The sequence below is a fragment of the Pedobacter sp. HMWF019 genome (assembly GCF_003061025.1).
Classification (GTDB): domain Bacteria; phylum Bacteroidota; class Bacteroidia; order Sphingobacteriales; family Sphingobacteriaceae; genus Pedobacter.
In genome coordinates, this window is record NZ_QAIL01000293.1 from 9,298 (window position 1) to 25,975 (window position 16,678).

Genomic DNA, 16,678 nt, shown 5'->3' on the forward strand with positions numbered 1-16,678 from the left:
TGGCTAACTGTGCTGTAGTACTGGTAGTAGGCGCCAGGTTATTGGGGCAGGCTTCTTTCTCAACAGTAGTATCCAGAATCAGGTCGGCTTGATCTGCCAGCGCTGATTGAAGCTGTCCAACCATGCCAATCAAAATATTTCCCGACTGTTTGAGTAAAGGACAAAGTACTTTAATTTCGGGGGTATTGCCACTTTTGGAAATGCAGATAATGATGTCGTTCTTTTGGATCATGCCAAGATCGCCATGTACGGCATCGGCTGCATGCATAAAAACTGAAGGCGTTCCGGTAGAATTAAATGTGGCTACAATTTTTTGTGCAATGATGGCACTTTTACCAATTCCGGTAACCACTACCCGGCCTTCGCTTTCTATAATTAAGTTGACGGCCTTAACGAAATCGTCATTAATATTCTTGATTAAACCTGAAATGGCCTGTGCCTCTAGTTGTAAAGTGCTGACTCCCGCCTCAATTATTGATTTTTTACTTTTCAAACAGAATTATTTAGTATCTTAATGCTTTAATTAAGGCAAAATTATGTTATTTTGAATGAAAAATAGCACGGAATCTTTTATAGAGAAAATGGATGTGAAAAAGTCGTTGTTTGACAACTTACAAAACTTTTTTGGTTTTGATAATTTTAAGGGTGATCAGGAGTCAATTATCACCAATGTTCTTGAAAAGAAGAACACTTTTGTAATTATGCCTACAGGTGGGGGGAAATCTATATGTTATCAATTGCCTGCACTGATGAGCGAGGGTACCGCTATTGTGATCTCTCCGCTGATTGCACTGATGAAAAATCAGGTTGATCAGTTGAGGGCTTTTGGAGGAAATGATAGCATAGCACATTTTCTGAATTCTTCTTTAAATAAAACGGACATCGCTCAGGTAAAAAGCGATCTGCTCAGCGGACAGACCAAACTGCTGTATGTTGCCCCGGAATCTCTTTCCAAGCAGGATAATATTGATTTCTTAAGATTGATCAAGATTTCCTTTGTGGCTGTAGATGAAGCACACTGTATTTCAGAGTGGGGACATGATTTCAGGCCGGAATACAGAAAAATAAGACAGGTAATCAGTGGACTTGGAGATCAAATCCCTATTATAGCGTTAACCGCTACTGCAACGCCAAAAGTTCAGCAGGATATTATTAAAAATCTGCAGATGACTGAAGCGACGTTGTTTAAGTCTTCTTTTAACAGGCCAAACTTATTCTATGAGATCCGTCCGAAACGGGATGTAGTTAAGGAGATGATCCGATACATCAAACAGAATACGGGTAAATCTGGGATTATTTATTGCTTGAGCAGGAAAAAGGTAGAAGAAATTGCTGAAGCCTTAAACCTGAATGGGATTAAGGCATTGCCTTATCATGCGGGTCTTGAACCTAAAGTACGGGCGGATACTCAGGATAAATTCCTGATGGAGGATGTAGAAGTTATTGTGGCCACAATTGCGTTTGGAATGGGGATAGATAAACCTGACGTGCGTTTTGTAATCCACCATGATATTCCAAAAAGCATGGAAGGGTATTACCAGGAAACAGGCAGGGCAGGACGTGACGGTGGTGAGGGTGTTTGTATTGCATTTTATGCACAGAAAGATGTGGACAAACTGGCCAAGTTCATGAAGGACAAACCTGTTTCTGAACGTGAAATAGGTACTCAGATCTTAAAAGAAGTAATTGACTATGCTGAATCCGGTGTTTGCCGCAGAAAGCAGATCCTGCACTATTTTGGGGAGAACTTTAATGAAACCGGCTGCAATTGCATGTGTGACAACTGTAAGAAGCCTAAAAAAGTATTTGATGCAGAGGAGCCGCTGAAAACGTTATTACAACTGATTAAAAATATTGGAGAGAAATTTGACGATACGCATATCCTGAATATCCTGATGGGGCTGGAAACAGCACAGACAATTGCTTATGAGCACGCGAAGTTATCTGAATATGGCCATGGAAAGATTGAAGGAGAGAATCTTTGGAAATCTTTGATTAGACAGGCCGTACTTAATAATTTCCTGTCTAAGGATATCGACAATTATGGATTGCTGCGTTTAACGAATTCCGGACAGGATTTTATAGAGAATCCGTATAGTTTGAAATTTATATTAAATGATCCTATTGACGCAGCTGGAGAAGAGGATGACGATGAAGTAAAACAGGGTTCCGGGGCTTTGGATACACAATTGCTTCAATTGCTTAAAGAACTGCGTAAAAAGATCGCTAAACAAAAAAATGTTCCTCCATTTGTGGTGTTTCAGGATCCTTCCCTGGAGGAAATGTGCACGCACTACCCAATTTCTATGGAAGAGCTGAAACAAATCTCAGGTGTAGGAAATGGTAAGGCACTTAAATTTGGAGGTCCTTTTATTGAGCTGATTAAAAAATATGTTGAGGATAATGATATTGAACGTCCGGTGGATCTGATTATTAAAACTCAGGCCAATAAATCCCAGCTTAAAGTTTCTATTATTCAAAATGTTGACCGTCAGATTGGTTTGGAAGATATTGCCCGTTCTAAAGGTATTACGTATTTTGAGATCCTGAAAGAAATTGAGGCGATTGTCAATTCCGGAACAAAGCTTAACCTCAATTATTTTGTGGATGAAATGATGGATGAAGACCGCCAGGATGAAGTGTTTGATTATTTCCGGAGTGCAGAGAACGACTCTATTGATGAGGCTTTAAAAGATCTTGGAGAAACAGATTATACCCGTGAAGAGATTCAGCTGATGCGCATCAAGTTCATGTCTGAACTTGGTAATTAATATAGAAAAATAAGAATGATTAATTTTAATTTAGATAAACTACAACATACTGGATCTGAAAACTTCTTTTTAATGGCGGGTCCTTGTGCCATTGAGGGCGAAGAAATTGCTATGCGCATTGCAGAGAAGATTGTGAAGATTACCAACAAACTGGAAATTCCTTATATCTTCAAGGGTTCTTACCGGAAAGCAAACCGCTCTAAAGGTGGTTCATTTACTGGAATAGGAGATGAGAAGGCCTTAAAGATTCTGGAGAAAGTAGGAAAGGAATTTGGATTGCCTACGGTTACAGATATTCACGAAAGTGCTGAGGCCGCTATGGCCGCAGCTTATGTAGATGTTTTACAGATTCCTGCATTTTTGTGCCGTCAAACTGATCTGTTGATTGCTGCCGCTCATACTGGAAAAGTGGTAAATGTTAAAAAAGGACAATTTCTTTCTGCGGGTTCTATGAAATTTGCTGTAGAGAAGATTGTGGAGTCAGGAAATAACAAAGTTATTTTAACGGATCGCGGGAACACATTTGGTTACCAGGACCTGATTGTAGACTACCGTGGTTTGCCGGAGATGCAGAGTTTTGGCGTTCCGGTAGTTATGGATTGTACACACTCCCTGCAGCAGCCCAATCAAAGTAGCGGCGTAACAGGAGGTAAACCAGAGCTGATTGGTACGATTGCGAAGGCGGCTATTGCCGTGGGTGCCGATGGGTTATTTATTGAAACACATCCGGATCCTGCCAACGCAAAATCGGATGGCGCGAATATGCTCCACCTGGATCTTCTGGAAGATTTACTGGAAAAACTCATTAAAATAAGAAAAGCGGTTATTTAACCGCTTTTCTTATTTTAATTGACTTGTATCACCACAAAAGAGGTTCTTCTGTTTTGTTTTCTTCCTGCTTCGGTCTCATTAGTGGCCAGAGGCTTATCTTCTCCATAGCCTTTATATAAGAGCCTTTCCTTGGTCATTTGGTGTGCAACCAGATAATCATAAACAGATTTAGCTCTGAGTTCTGATAATTTCATATTCTGAGTTTTATTGCCTATGTTGTCTGTATGTCCCTGGATCTCGATTTTCAGGCCTTTGTTATGCCGCAAGAGGTCGGTTAACAGGTTTAATTCTGTAACAGAGGATGGCAAAAGTTCATATTTGTTAGTGTCAAAAAAGATATTCTTTAAAACAATGTTTACTCCGGGCTTGATTTTCTCCAGCAGTATATTCAACTCATAAGGTTTTAGTGAGGGGCTATTGTTCAGCTCAAAGTTGTCGGAATAAAATAAATAACCTTCGGCTTCTGCATTTAGTAAATAGGAATGTCCAGCGGGCATAACAGCTAAAAACGCACCAGTTGCTTCATTGGTAAAGTCGTTGAATTGATTTTGCTTGTTTTGGAGGTTAATTACTTTAATACTGGCTGATAATGGTTTCCCCGTCTCCTTGTCTTTTACGTTCCCTTTAACATAGGTGATCTCTTTTGGTCTGACGGCTGGGGGTAAGTCAAATTGGTAGATGTCCATATCTCCGTAGCCATCTTTTAAAATAGCAGAAAAATAAGCTTTTGAGCCATCGGGAGAAACGATTAAGCCAGTCTCTTCATTAAAGGTATTGATCGGGGCACCTAAATTTATAGGAACAGTCCAATGACCATTATCTGTTAGGCTGCTCATGTAGATGTCTTTATTTCCAAATCCTGGCCAGCCGTCTGAAGAGAAATAAAAGGTCTTTCCATCGGGATGAATAAATGGGGTCTGTTCATCATAAGGCGTATTGATCTCTGGCCCTAAATTTACAGGCTTTTGCCAGCTGCCATCTTCATTTAACGTACTTTTCCAAATGTCATAGCCGCCATAGCCCCCTGGTCGGTTACTTACAAAATACAGCGTGTTTCCGTCAGGACTGATGGAAGGTTGTGCATCCCAGTATTCGGAGTTGACTGGTTGGCCTAAGTTGAAAGGGGCACCCCAGTCATTACCTTCCTTATGGCTTACATAAATATCGCACCTTCCAAGACCATCAGGTCGGTTGCAGCCGGTAAAAAATAAATACATTCCATCGGGGCTAATGGATTGCGCTCCTTCGTTATAATTTGGTGTATTGATTTTGTTGCTTAGTGGAACAGCTTCTGACCAAACTGATTCTGTTTTTGTTGAAATATAGAAATCTTCATTGCCTTCTATATTCCTGCTAAAGATTAGGTTTTGGCCATCTGCAGTGATGGAGGGAAAATAATCTCTGTACTTGGAATTTACGCCTGGTCCTAGGTTTACAGGTTCGTATTTTACCGGGTTTTTTAAAGCTATGACTGAAAAATCACAATCTTTGACATATTTATTTGCCTTATTTAGAATGTCTTTGTCTTTACCTGTATACTTGCTGATGAATGTAGTTAAACTTGATCTTGCATTTTCATAGTTGCCGGTAAACAGGAGGGATTCACCCATTCCATAATATACTCTGTAATCAGAAATGTTACCAAGCTCGATTGCTTTTTGATAGTATGGAAGCGAGGAATTGTACTGTCTGGTTTTTCTGTGCAGATCTGCCAGTTGAAGATAAGCCAGCTGGAATTGTTGATCCTCTTTTACTGCTGCTTTTAATAAGTCAATCGCTTGTGGGTAATTGATCTGTGTGATCATCTCCTGGGCCCGGTTAAAATTATCCTGGGCTTTCCTGTTGGTACTTTGCGCATTTAGACGAAAAACGCCGCATAGAAGCAAGAGGAATACCAGAATTTGAGCCGAATTTCTATGTATCATGACAGAGCTGAATAAAATACAACTAACTGACTATAAACATAAGAAATTGAAATGTCAATTTATAAAGATTGCAGGGATTAAGGAATATTCAGGTACTTATGTGTTTGAAGTGAAATTTCCCATTTGGGATTGGCCATTACATAGTCAATAATTAGTGGGGTAACTTCTTTTGCTTTTGACCATTCTGGCTGTAAATAAAGTTTACAGTTTTCAGAAACAGTTTCTGCATATTTCTCTGCCCATTCAAAGTCACTTTTGTTAAATACAATTACCTTAAGTTCATTGGCAAAAGGAGTGATGTCAGGGCGGGGTGCTTTGAATTTCTTTGGAGATAAACAGATCCAGTCCCAATGACCAGAAAGTGGGTAAGCACCTGAAGTTTCTATAAAGGTTAGAATTTTCTTCTCTTGTAATTTTGCCGTCAGGTAATCCAGGTTATAGATCAAAGGTTCGCCACCAGTAATCACAACTGCTTTCCCCGGAAAGGTTTCTGCTTTGGCAACAATATCATCTGCTGAAGTTAAAGGGTGCAGTTCTGCATCCCAGCTTTCTTTTACATCACACCAATGGCAACCTACGTCGCAACCTCCAAGGCGAATAAAATATGCAGCCTTACCTGTATTAAATCCCTCTCCCTGTATTGTGTAAAATTCTTCCATTAAAGGAAGTAAAGTGCCGTCGCTTGGTATTTGATGTGCCATATAAAGTGTGCAAAGGTAAAAAATCTTTACCGGAAATTAGATTATATGTATCTTGAACTGTTTTATATGACCTGTATGTGAAATTTGAGCCAATAAAAAGATGTTGAAATGGTATAAGATAGAAATAGAGATTCCAGAAACTGACTTTGTTGAACAAATTCAGGTAAACGGAAAGAAGCTTTGTATGATCAAAGATAAAGGCGATCTATATGTGGTGCAGAATACCTGTCCGCATGCTGGCGGTACTTTAAGCGGAGGATGGTGCAAGAACGGTTACCTGGTTTGCCCGATACATCGCTGGGAATATAGCTTGGAAAATGGTATAGGAGCGGAAGGACAAGGGGATTATATCCACATCTATCCAACGGAACAACGAAAAGATGGTGTATATGTGGGTTTGAGGGAAGGCTGGTTGAGCAGCCTGTTCAAAAAGGGATAGGCGAAACGCCTATCCGTATATTTCTTTTTTAGCTGAAGCTAATGTGTTTTTGAGTAAGCCGACAATGGTCATCAGCCCAACACCACCTGGTACAGGGGTAATCCAGGAAGATTTTGGAGCTACATTTTCAAAATCAACATCACCATACAGTTTAAAACCAGATTTTGTTTCTGTTGAAGTTTCTCTGTTGATGCCAACATCGATGATGATGGCGCCGGGTTTAACCATATCAGCAGTTACAAAGTTTTTCTTGCCAATCGCTGCTACGATAATATCTGCTTGTAATGCCAGTTCTTTTAGATTAGCTGTTCTGCTGTGGGTCAGGGTGACTGTGCAGTTTCCTGGATTCGCGTTTCTAGCCATTAATATACTCATTGGACTTCCAACAATATTGCTCCTGCCTACAACAACGCAATGTTTGCCAGTGGTGTCAATTTGATAGGCCTGAAGCATTAACAGGATACCATAAGGGGTAGCTGGAATGAAGCAAGGGAGATTACGCATCATACGTCCCAAATTTACTGGATGGAAACCATCAACATCTTTTCTGTAGTCGATGGTTTCTGTTACTTTCTCCGGATCAATATGTTTTGGAAGCGGGAGTTGGACAATTAAACCGTCAACACCAGCATCCTGATTGATTTCTTCTATTTTCTGCAGTAGTTCTGCTTCTGTAACGGTTACATCGTATCTGATCAGAGAAGACTGGAAACCTACTTTTTCGCAGTTTTTCATCTTGCTGGCTACATAGGTTTCACTGCCACCATCATTGCCAACTAAAATGGCGATCAGGTGTGGCTTTCTACCACTCTGTGCTAAAAAATCTGCCGCTTCAGCGGCTATTTCCTGTTTTATTTTTTCTGATGCGAATTTTCCGTCGAGTAACTGCATGTATAAAAATGTATTTTTTGATTAATCTAATTTTAAAACGGCCATAAATGCGGTTTGAGGAATTTCTACGTTCCCAACCTGACGCATGCGTTTTTTACCTTTTTTCTGTTTTTCAAGGAGTTTTCGTTTACGGGAAATATCACCACCGTAGCATTTGGCTGTAACATCTTTCCTCATCGCCCTTACGTTCTCACGTGCTATTACTTTGGCACCAATAGAAGCCTGTATGGCAATTTCGAATTGTTGTCTTGGAATAAGCTCTCTTAACTTTTCGCAAATCTTTTTACCGAAATCGTAAGAATTGGAACGGTGGATCAGTGAAGACAGGGCATCTACATGCTCGCCATTCAGTAAAATATCCAAACGTACCAGGTCCGATTGACGGTAACCTACCTGATGATAATCAAAAGAGGCATATCCTTTGGAAATGGTTTTTAGTTTATCGTAAAAGTCAAATACAATCTCGCCCATTGGCATCTCAAAAACCAGCTCTACACGATCCGCAGTGAGATAGGACTGGTTGATGATGACTCCACGTTTTTGAATGCAAAGTGACATTACCGGGCCTACAAATTCTGCCTTTGTAATGATGTTTGCTTTGATATAAGGCTCCTGAACATATTCCAATTTACTTGGATCGGGAAGATCTGAAGGGTTATTTACAATCACCTCTTCGCCTCTGGTGGTTTTGGCAATATAAGATACGTTGGGTACCGTAGTGATCACCGTCATATCAAACTCGCGCTCCAAACGTTCCTGAATGATTTCCATGTGCAGCATTCCTAAGAAACCGCAACGGAAACCAAAGCCTAAAGCTGCCGAACTTTCCGGTTCAAACACGATGGATGCATCATTTAGCTGCAGCTTATGCATGGCCTCACGGAGTTCTTCAAATTCGTCTGTGTCTACGGGATAAATACCGGCAAACACCATTGGTTTTACCTCTTCAAAACCCTGAATGGCATCTTTTGATGGTCTGGCTACGTTGGTAATGGTATCTCCAACTTTTACTTCACGGGCTTCTTTAATTCCAGATATAATATAACCTACGTCACCGGTCTTCACCACTTCTTTAGGAAACATATTAAGTTTAAGTACACCAACTTCGTCTGCAAGATATTCCTTACCAGTATTGATGAATTTTACTTTATCGCCTTTACGGATCTCTCCGTTTACTACCTTATAGTAAGCAATGATTCCTCGGAAAGAGTTAAATACCGAGTCAAAGATTAAGGCCTGCAATGGTGCCTCAGGTTCACCAACGGGTGCAGGAACGCGATCAATAATGGCCTGCAGGATGTCCATAACACCCAGTCCTGTTTTACCTGATGCAGGAATGATTTCTTCCCGTTTACAGCCAATCAGATCGATGATCTGGTCTTTAACCTCTTCTGGCATAGCACCAGGAAGGTCCATTTTATTCAGGATTGGAATGATCTCCAGATCATGCTCCAGCGCAAGGTACAGGTTAGATATGGTTTGTGCCTGAATACCCTGTGAGGCATCTACAATCAGTAAAGCACCTTCGCAAGCTGCGATGGAACGGGAAACTTCATAAGAAAAATCCACGTGTCCTGGTGTGTCAATCAGGTTGAGGACATATTCCTGTCCATCAACGGTATAATTCATTTGTATAGCATGACTCTTAATGGTGATCCCACGTTCACGCTCCAAATCCATATTATCCAGGAGCTGCGCTTGTGATTCGCGCTGGCTAATGGTCTTGGTATACTCTAATAAACGATCCGCTAAGGTACTCTTACCGTGATCTATATGTGCAATTATGCAGAAATTACGTATATGCTTCATCTTTGCGCAAATATAAGACTTTGATCTGTCATTTTATGCTTTGTGTGCAGATCTATGTTAGTGTCTGTATTACAGGGTTTTATTTGCTTCAAAAATCATGTTTTTTACGGTTTCACTATTGGTTAACAGGTAAGAATATTCGTCAGAACTGCTGCCCATGGTGGCTTGCTGGTTTTTAAAGGTCATTTTGCTGGAGACAGCTGTTCTTGCCGAGGCATGAAATTCAGTGGCGCCTGTTTTTTGAATGATTTCAGCTATATTGCTTTCATTGATTCCTGCACCTGGCATAATACGTATTCTCCCTGCTGCTTTCTTAATGAGTTTGGTAAGTGTTTGTACGCCCTTTAAAGCGGAACTTTCTCCGCCGGAGGTTAGAATGCGTTCGCATCCGGTCTCAATAACATCTTCCAGTGCCTTTTCCAGGTCATTACTCATGTCGAATGCCCTGTGGAAAGTAACAGGAAGGGGGCTGGCAAGGTCGACCAGAATCTTGCAGCGTTCTTTATCAATGCTGCCATCGGCATTTAAAATACCGATCACCACACCGTCGCAGTTTAATGATTTGCAGACCTGAATGTCTTCTTTCATCAGTTCAAATTCAAGGTCATTATAGAGAAAATCACCACCTCTTGGTCTGATGATGGGATAAACTTGCAGGGAAAGCATTTTTTTAGCAAGTAGAATTTGTGCATAGCTGGGGGTAGTACCGCCCTCGGGTAGATTATCGCAAAGTTCTACCCGAATGGCACCGCCTTCCTGTGCCGCAAGTGCAGAGCGAACAGAATTGGCACAAACTTCCATATTGATCATGTGAGAAGAAAATTTTAGTGTTAATAATAGCTTTTTCCTGAAATAAGCAGGTCCTGTTTTTCAGCATTGCATACGGCATAACTGAAGCCTTTTTGAATGGCGTACGCACCGTATTCTCCCTTTTTATTGATCGCGAGAAACCCAACTTGTACTTTTTCAGCATTTTCTGGCTTTTTCTTTATGATCCGCATTACAGCTTCTTTACAAGCTTCTTCAGGGCTCAGGCCCTGGCGCATCAATTCTACAACGAGGAAGCTGCCTACGTTGCGGATTACTTCTTCGCCGACACCGGTAGAAGTCGCGCCACCTACTTCGTTGTCTACATATAAACCAGCACCTATAATGGGGCTATCGCCTACACGTCCATGCATTTTAAAAGCCATGCCGCTGGTTGTACAGCCGCCAGAGATATTTCCTTTGGCATCAATGGCTAGCATGCCAATGGTATCGTGGTTATATTTGCCACCCGGGCGGTTAGTTCCGTTTTCTACATTCATTACCGGGCTATATTTGGCGGTTTTGAGCCATTCTTTCCAGGCCTTTTCGGCTTTAGGCGTTAACAGTTTTTCCTTTTTCATGCCTTGTTCAACGGCAAATTGGGTAGCGCCTTCACCAACCAACATGACGTGAGGAGTTCTCTCCATCACCATGCGGGCAACTGAGATGGGGTGGGCTATGTTTTCCATTGCAGCAACCGAACCACAGTTACCAAATTCATCCATAATGCAGGAATCAAGTGTAACGTGACCGTCTCTGTCGGGGGTACCGGTACGACCAACAGTTCCGTTGGTAATATCTAATTCTTCGGGTACACGTGCGCCCGCTTCAATGGCATCCAGCGCACGGCCACCTTTTGAAAGCGTTTTCCAGGCTTCTTTATTGGCATAAACACCGAAATCCCAGGTAGATATTACAATTGGAAATTGTTCTTTACCTGTCTTTTGACGTGGAAGTATTTCAGCAAAACTTTGTTTATCGAGTAATAGAAGGGAAGCAGAAGCTGCTCCGGTTTTAATAAATTTTCTACGGTTGAACATATATTGTTTAAGTGGTTATTCCGGAAAGGGTAAAATCATCTGCATCCTGCAGGAAAGGGAAATTTCTTCTTATTTTGACAAGCTCTTCATAGCCAATGCTAAAAGTGTACAGGTCTTCGTCTTCAGGTTTGTAATAAACGGTATTGCCTAGCGGGTCTATGCACATGGAATGACCACTGTGGTACACTTCTTTTCCATCATGTCCAACCCGGTTTACGCCAATCACGTAGCTTTGGTTTTCTATAGCCCTGGCAGGGATAAGTGCTTTCCAATGTGCAGTTCTCTTATCGGGCCAGCTGGCTACAATAAGAAGAATATCATATTCGGCATTTTTATTGCGTAGCCAAACCGGAAAGCGAAGGTCGTAGCAGGTAGTCAGACGAATTTTCCAGCCCTTCAGTTCTACAATGACTTTCTTTTCTCCCGGAGTATAATGTTTGTTTTCTTCGCCCATACCAAAAAGATGGTGCTTGTCGTAATATTGATAGTTTCCTTCGGGAAGCATCCATATTAAACGGTTATAATAATGGTCGTTTTCCTGGATTATGATACTACCGGTTACAACGCAATCATATCTCTGTGCAGTATTTTTCATCCATTCCATGGTTCTTCCACCCATTTCTTCAGCCAGTGCTTCTGCGTTCATACTGAAGCCCGTACTGAACATTTCCGGAAGAACGATGAGGTCCGTTTTTTCCTTAACCCCTGAGGATAGTCTTAAAGATAGGTTCTGAAGGTTCTTTTCTATGTTTTCCCAGAAAAGATAGGCCTGGAAAACAGTGATCTTTAAGTTGCTGATGTTCAGGTAATCTGGTTTTTCCATGTTCTAATTAAGTAAAGGAATTAAATTATAAGGTGATTAATCTTTCAACGGCTTTTTCGAGCGTTTCTTGCTTCTTTGCAAAACAAAATCTAAGTACATGATGATCTGTATTGTGTAAATAAAAAGCAGAAACCGGGATGCTCGCGACCCTAAAGTCCTTAATTAAGCGGATGGCGAGCTCCGTATCCTTCTCATCGCTGATCCGGCTGTAAGTTACGCACTGGAAATAAGAACCGGAACAAGGGAGGAGGTCAAACCTGGTATTTTGAAGCAGATCGCGGAATTTGTCCCGTTTTTGCTGGAAAAAGGAGGAGAGACCGTTGTAGACTTCTGCGTCTCTAAGGTACCGGGCAATGGCCGCCTGCATTGGAGTGTTTACACTGAATACATTAAATTGATGGATTTTTCTGAATTCCTTGGTGAGCGGTTCTGGTGCTATGCAATAGCCTGTCTTCCAGCCTGTAGCATGTAATAGTTTACCGAAAGAAGCAATAATGAACGAACGTTCTCTTAATTCTGGATACAAAGCGATGCTAAGATGTTTGCGTTCGTCATAGATCAGGTGTTCGTAAACTTCATCACTTAAAATCAGGATATCGGTATTCCTGGTGAGCTTTATGAGTTCTTGTATATCTGTTTCAGATAAAATACTACCAGTGGGATTATGAGGACTGTTTAGAATGATCATTTTGGTGTTCGCGCTAAAAAGCTTCTTAACCATGTTCCAGTCTATTTCATAGTTGGGCGGTGCCATCTGATAAGGCTTCACCAAACCGCCCAGCATTTTTATAGTGGGGGCATAAGAATCATAGGCCGGCTCAAAAATGATAACTTCATCGCCAGGATTAATACAGGCTGTCAAAGCAGTAAAGATGGCCTGAGTACCTCCAGCGGTAATGGTTACTTCTGTATCCGGGTGATAATTTGCATTATATAAATCATTAACCTTTTGTGCAACCAATTCTCTTAAAATGGGGAGTCCGGTCATAGGGGCGTATTGATTCTGACCACTTTTCATTGCCTCATTAACGAATTCAATTAATTTAGGGTCACAATCGTAATCTGGGAAACCCTGGGACAGGTTAATGGCCTGGTGTTCTTCGGCCAGTTTAGACATGACGGTGAAAATAGTCGTGCCTGTTCCGGGTAATTTTGAATGTATAGATATCATGTACAGCGAAAATAGAAATAATTTTAGGCATTGAACAATGTAAGAACGGTAAAATTTGCAAATCAATGTGTGGAGTTTTCAAAAAAAACAATAATTTCAACCATGACTTTTAAGACAAAAGAAAGTAAACTGCTATTGGTTTTGGGTTCTTTTTTTGTAGCCAATGCTATTTTATCTGAATTTATAGGTGTAAAAATTTTTTCTGTAGAAGGAACTTTAGGAATTAAACAGTTCGATATCAATTTGCTTGGCGTGCCAAAATTGTCCTTTAATATGTCGGCAGGTGTGTTGACCTGGCCTTTTATATTTATTATGACAGATATCATTAATGAGTATTTCGGGATCAAACAAGTCAGATATCTGTCAATTTTAACGGCTGTCCTTATAGGGTATGCATTTTTTATTGTTGGTGGCGCTATGCTTTTAGATCCTTCTGATTTCTGGGTAAACCAAACCATTAATGGAAGGAATGTAAATATGAATGATGCCTTTGCAGGTATATTCGGACAGGGAATGTGGATTATTGTTGGATCTATTGTTGCTTTTTTGGTTGGGCAAATGGCGGATGTAATGATCTTTCATAAAATTAAGCAGGTAACGGGTGAAAGGGCTCTATGGCTCAGATCAACAGGATCAACGTTGATTTCGCAGCTCATTGATAGTTTTGTGGTGATCTTTATTGCTTTCTATTTGAACCCTCAATACCATTGGAGCTGGCAGATGGTGGCTGCAATCGGGTTGGTGAATTATACCTACAAGTTTGTTGTAGCTATTTTGATGACGCCTATACTTTATATTGTCCATGGAATCATCGATGCATACCTTGGTAAGGAGCTGGCCCATAAACTGATTAAAATTGCCGGTAGAAATTGAGCGTTCTATTTTTTACCTTTGCGCAGAAATTGAAATATTATAGAGATGAAGTCAGAGATTGTTAAGATCCAGCAAGCTATAACGCCCTTAAGAGAAGAAATCATTAACCATAAAGTGTATTCTGTTATTAATGATCTGGAAGACCTTAGGGTATTTATGGAACATCATGTTTATGCGGTATGGGACTTTATGTCCCTGCTTAAATCTTTACAGATTGGTCTGACCTGTACCCGGGTTCCCTGGTTTCCGGTGGGTTCAGCTAATACCAGATCATTGATCAATGAGATTGTGGCGGGTGAAGAATCTGATGTCGATGCTGATGGACATAAAAAAAGCCATTTTGAACTTTATCTTGAAGCCATGGTGCAGTGCGGTGCTGATGCAGCTGAATTTGATCGTTTCGCAAATGGGCTTAAGGGTGGCTTGGCCATGTCTGATGCCTATATTGCGGCGGGAACTCCTGAAGCGGCCAGGCATTTTGTAGATTACACATTTAGTGTGATTGGGGGAAATAAGGCACATGAACAATCCAGTGCTTTCACATTTGGACGCGAAGACCTGATACCAAATATGTTCTTCTCTATTATCAATGATTTAAATAAGAAGTTTCCTGAGCAGATTTCTATATTTAAGTATTACCTGGAGCGGCATATTGAGGTAGATGGAGACCACCACAGTCATCTGGCGCTGGAAATGACTGCCGAGCTTTGTGGGGAGGATCAGGAGCGGTGGCTGGAAGCCGAAAAAACTGCCATAGAATCTTTAAAGAGGAGAATAGAGTTGTGGGATGGCGCTTATGAGCAAATTATAAAGAATAAATCTTTAGCATTACTATCCTAAGATTAAAATAGTCTTATATTAGAGCATACAATTTCTCTTAAAATGAAATGACCCTGTGGGGATATGCTCTTATGAAAAGAATTTTCTTGTTTTTTGCAGTTGTAGCCTGGTCTAATTTGTTTGCGCAGGTTGGGCCTAAAAATACACTTGACGAACTCCATCAAAGTATTTTAAGAAAAAAAGAATACGACAGTCAGAAATTGAAACGTATTTCTGTACTGGAGGGATCTCTTAATGATCACCTGGAGCTACAGGAAAAATATGAGGTATATGCTGCACTTTATAATGAATACAAGTCTTTTAATTATGATAAGGCTTTTTACTATTCTCAGCAAATGCAGCAAACCGGACGTTTGCTCAAAGATCCGGTAAAGATTGCCGATGGTAAAATCAAGTTTGGATTTATTCTTCTTTCATCAGGAATGTTTAAAGAAACATTCGATTCTTTGAATACTGTAAATGTCCGGATTCTTCCAGATGGATTGAAGAGAGAATATTACTTTTTAACGGCCAGAACCTATTATGACCTAGCGGACTTTGATAAAGACCGATATTATGCACCTATATATAACAAACGGGCAAGTATTTATATTGATTCGGCCATTGCTCTTTCTGCTCCGGGCTCCTATGAACAAACCTACGATCAGGGATTAAAATACCTAAAGCTCGGTGACCGGGAACGAGCAGCCGTTTTGCTTAAAAAACTCATGAATGCTTACCCGTTGAGCAATCATGAACTGGCTGTTACAGCTTCTACATTAAGTGATATCTATATTCAAAACGGGGATAATGAAGAGGCGATAAGTTTGCTGATCATGGCAGCGATAGCGGATATTAAAAGCAGTACAAAAGAGGCCGCCGCAATGTTGAACCTGGCGCAGCTGCTGCACCGTAAAGGTGATATAAAGAATGCTTATATGTTTATTAATGAGGCCATGAATGATGCCAGCTATTACGGCGCCAGGCAAAGAAAAGTGCAGGTGAGTGCTATTTTAATGGTTATTGCAGCTGAAAAAGTAAATTCTGTTGAGGAGCAGCGCCGGGTGCTGTTTATCTACGCCTCTTTACTTACGCTACTGGTCGCATTGGTGATCTTATTTGCCTTTATTATTTCAAGACAGCTTAAAAAATTGAAGAAGGCTGACAAAGTTATTGTTCAGACTAACCATTCTTTAGGAGAAACCATTCGCAAGCTGAATGAAGCAGATAAGATTAAGGAAGAATACATTGGTTACTATTTTAATCTCATCTCAGAGTATATTGCCAAGCTGGACAGATTTAAAAGATCAGTCAACAATAAATTAGTGACCAGAAAATTTGAAGATATACAGCTATTGGTGAACAATATCAATTTGAAAAAAGAACGGGAAGAACTGTTTGTCAATTTTGATAAAGCCTTTTTAACCTTATTTCCAAATTTTGTTCAGGATTTTAATGCACTATTTGCTCCAGAACATCAGGTTAAACTCAATTCTGGTCAATTCTTAAATACAGATCTGAGGATTTTTGCCCTGATCCGTTTGGGAATCAGTGATACCGAAAAAATTGCTTGTATTCTGGAATACTCTATGAATACCATCTATAATTATAAGGCCAGAATTAAGAGTAGGTCATTGCTCCCTAACGATGATTTTGAAGACGCTATCTTATCTATAAAGACATTATAAATCATATCAGGCTTATATTTCATTTATATTTTATTGTGGTTATTGTTTTGTAATAAATTGATAAATAGGTATTTAGTATTGATATTGATG

Annotated in this window: 15 protein-coding genes; 6 read left to right on the forward strand and 9 right to left on the reverse strand. The window is 40.4% G+C overall.

Going from position 1 to position 16,678, the window contains the following annotated elements:
* On the reverse strand, positions 1–493 hold a 493-nt coding region (locus DBR11_RS30200; protein WP_369974437.1), incomplete at its 3' end, for an SIS domain-containing protein.
* Positions 494–581: 88 nt separating this feature from the next.
* Between DBR11_RS30200 and recQ the strand changes: the two genes are divergently transcribed.
* Positions 582–2,771, forward strand: coding sequence for a DNA helicase RecQ (gene recQ, locus DBR11_RS16760; protein ID WP_108553812.1), 2,190 nt, complete (start codon positions 582–584; stop codon positions 2,769–2,771).
* A gap of 15 nt (positions 2,772–2,786) precedes the next feature.
* Entirely contained in the window at positions 2,787–3,602 is an 816-nt protein-coding gene (gene kdsA, locus DBR11_RS16765; protein ID WP_108553799.1) for a 3-deoxy-8-phosphooctulonate synthase, read from the forward strand.
* A 14-nt stretch (positions 3,603–3,616) separates the two neighbouring features.
* Here the strand turns inward: kdsA and DBR11_RS16770 are convergent, their stop codons facing one another.
* Complete coding sequence (locus DBR11_RS16770) at positions 3,617–5,527, reverse strand: OmpA family protein (protein WP_108553800.1); 1,911 nt, start codon at positions 5,525–5,527, stop codon at positions 3,617–3,619.
* A 77-nt stretch (positions 5,528–5,604) separates the two neighbouring features.
* Entirely contained in the window at positions 5,605–6,228 is a 624-nt protein-coding gene (locus tag DBR11_RS16775; RefSeq protein ID WP_108553801.1) for a 7-carboxy-7-deazaguanine synthase QueE, read from the reverse strand.
* A gap of 100 nt (positions 6,229–6,328) precedes the next feature.
* On the opposite strand from DBR11_RS16775, the gene DBR11_RS16780 reads away from it, so the two are divergent.
* Positions 6,329–6,667: a Rieske (2Fe-2S) protein gene (locus DBR11_RS16780; protein WP_108553802.1), complete on the forward strand. Its 339-nt coding sequence runs from the start codon at positions 6,329–6,331 to the stop codon at positions 6,665–6,667.
* A gap of 9 nt (positions 6,668–6,676) precedes the next feature.
* Here DBR11_RS16780 and DBR11_RS16785 read toward each other — a convergent pair whose 3' ends face one another.
* From DBR11_RS16785 to DBR11_RS16810, 6 genes are all read right to left on the reverse strand, one after another.
* The gene (locus tag DBR11_RS16785) at positions 6,677–7,558 is read right to left on the reverse strand and encodes a bifunctional 5,10-methylenetetrahydrofolate dehydrogenase/5,10-methenyltetrahydrofolate cyclohydrolase (RefSeq protein WP_108553803.1); all 882 of its coding nucleotides are present in this window, start codon (positions 7,556–7,558) and stop codon (positions 6,677–6,679) included.
* A 21-nt stretch (positions 7,559–7,579) separates the two neighbouring features.
* Positions 7,580–9,367, reverse strand: a complete 1,788-nt coding sequence (lepA, locus tag DBR11_RS16790) for a translation elongation factor 4 (protein WP_108553804.1) — start codon at positions 9,365–9,367, stop codon at positions 7,580–7,582.
* Between the two features lie 69 nt (positions 9,368–9,436).
* Entirely contained in the window at positions 9,437–10,177 is a 741-nt protein-coding gene (locus tag DBR11_RS16795; protein ID WP_108553805.1) for a copper homeostasis protein CutC, read from the reverse strand.
* A 20-nt stretch (positions 10,178–10,197) separates the two neighbouring features.
* A complete protein-coding gene (locus DBR11_RS16800; RefSeq protein ID WP_108553806.1) occupies positions 10,198–11,214 on the reverse strand; it encodes a N(4)-(beta-N-acetylglucosaminyl)-L-asparaginase in 1,017 nt (338 codons plus the stop codon).
* Between the two features lie 7 nt (positions 11,215–11,221).
* Complete coding sequence (locus DBR11_RS16805; protein WP_199233865.1) at positions 11,222–12,037, reverse strand: nitrilase family protein; 816 nt, start codon at positions 12,035–12,037, stop codon at positions 11,222–11,224.
* A gap of 25 nt (positions 12,038–12,062) precedes the next feature.
* Complete coding sequence (locus DBR11_RS16810; RefSeq protein WP_108553807.1) at positions 12,063–13,208, reverse strand: methionine aminotransferase; 1,146 nt, start codon at positions 13,206–13,208, stop codon at positions 12,063–12,065.
* Between the two features lie 102 nt (positions 13,209–13,310).
* On the opposite strand from DBR11_RS16810, the gene DBR11_RS16815 reads away from it, so the two are divergent.
* The 3 genes from DBR11_RS16815 to DBR11_RS16825 all read left to right on the forward strand — a co-directional run bounded on the left by DBR11_RS16815 (position 13,311) and on the right by DBR11_RS16825 (position 16,588).
* Positions 13,311–14,081: a queuosine precursor transporter gene (locus tag DBR11_RS16815; RefSeq protein WP_108553808.1), complete on the forward strand. Its 771-nt coding sequence runs from the start codon at positions 13,311–13,313 to the stop codon at positions 14,079–14,081.
* Between the two features lie 45 nt (positions 14,082–14,126).
* Complete coding sequence (locus DBR11_RS16820; protein WP_108553809.1) at positions 14,127–14,921, forward strand: DUF3050 domain-containing protein; 795 nt, start codon at positions 14,127–14,129, stop codon at positions 14,919–14,921.
* Between the two features lie 71 nt (positions 14,922–14,992).
* The gene (locus DBR11_RS16825; protein ID WP_233260793.1) at positions 14,993–16,588 is read left to right on the forward strand and encodes a DUF6377 domain-containing protein; all 1,596 of its coding nucleotides are present in this window, start codon (positions 14,993–14,995) and stop codon (positions 16,586–16,588) included.
* Positions 16,589–16,678 lie beyond the last annotated feature (90 nt).

Bases quoted from the DNA above. Each gene is read 5' to 3' on its own strand.
- recQ (WP_108553812.1), top strand. From the start codon at position 582: ATGGATGTGAAAAAGTCGTTGTTTGACAACTTACAAAACTTTTTTGGT.
- kdsA (WP_108553799.1), top strand. From the start codon at position 2,787: ATGATTAATTTTAATTTAGATAAACTACAACATACTGGATCTGAAAAC.
- DBR11_RS16770 (WP_108553800.1), bottom strand. From the start codon at position 5,527: ATGATACATAGAAATTCGGCTCAAATTCTGGTATTCCTCTTGCTTCTA.
- DBR11_RS16775 (WP_108553801.1), bottom strand. From the start codon at position 6,228: ATGGCACATCAAATACCAAGCGACGGCACTTTACTTCCTTTAATGGAA.
- DBR11_RS16780 (WP_108553802.1), top strand. From the start codon at position 6,329: ATGTTGAAATGGTATAAGATAGAAATAGAGATTCCAGAAACTGACTTT.
- DBR11_RS16785 (WP_108553803.1), bottom strand. From the start codon at position 7,558: ATGCAGTTACTCGACGGAAAATTCGCATCAGAAAAAATAAAACAGGAA.
- lepA (WP_108553804.1), bottom strand. From the start codon at position 9,367: ATGAAGCATATACGTAATTTCTGCATAATTGCACATATAGATCACGGT.
- DBR11_RS16795 (WP_108553805.1), bottom strand. From the start codon at position 10,177: ATGATCAATATGGAAGTTTGTGCCAATTCTGTTCGCTCTGCACTTGCG.
- DBR11_RS16800 (WP_108553806.1), bottom strand. From the start codon at position 11,214: ATGTTCAACCGTAGAAAATTTATTAAAACCGGAGCAGCTTCTGCTTCC.
- DBR11_RS16805 (WP_199233865.1), bottom strand. From the start codon at position 12,037: ATGGAAAAACCAGATTACCTGAACATCAGCAACTTAAAGATCACTGTT.
- DBR11_RS16810 (WP_108553807.1), bottom strand. From the start codon at position 13,208: ATGATATCTATACATTCAAAATTACCCGGAACAGGCACGACTATTTTC.
- DBR11_RS16815 (WP_108553808.1), top strand. From the start codon at position 13,311: ATGACTTTTAAGACAAAAGAAAGTAAACTGCTATTGGTTTTGGGTTCT.
- DBR11_RS16820 (WP_108553809.1), top strand. From the start codon at position 14,127: ATGAAGTCAGAGATTGTTAAGATCCAGCAAGCTATAACGCCCTTAAGA.
- DBR11_RS16825 (WP_233260793.1), top strand. From the start codon at position 14,993: ATGAAAAGAATTTTCTTGTTTTTTGCAGTTGTAGCCTGGTCTAATTTG.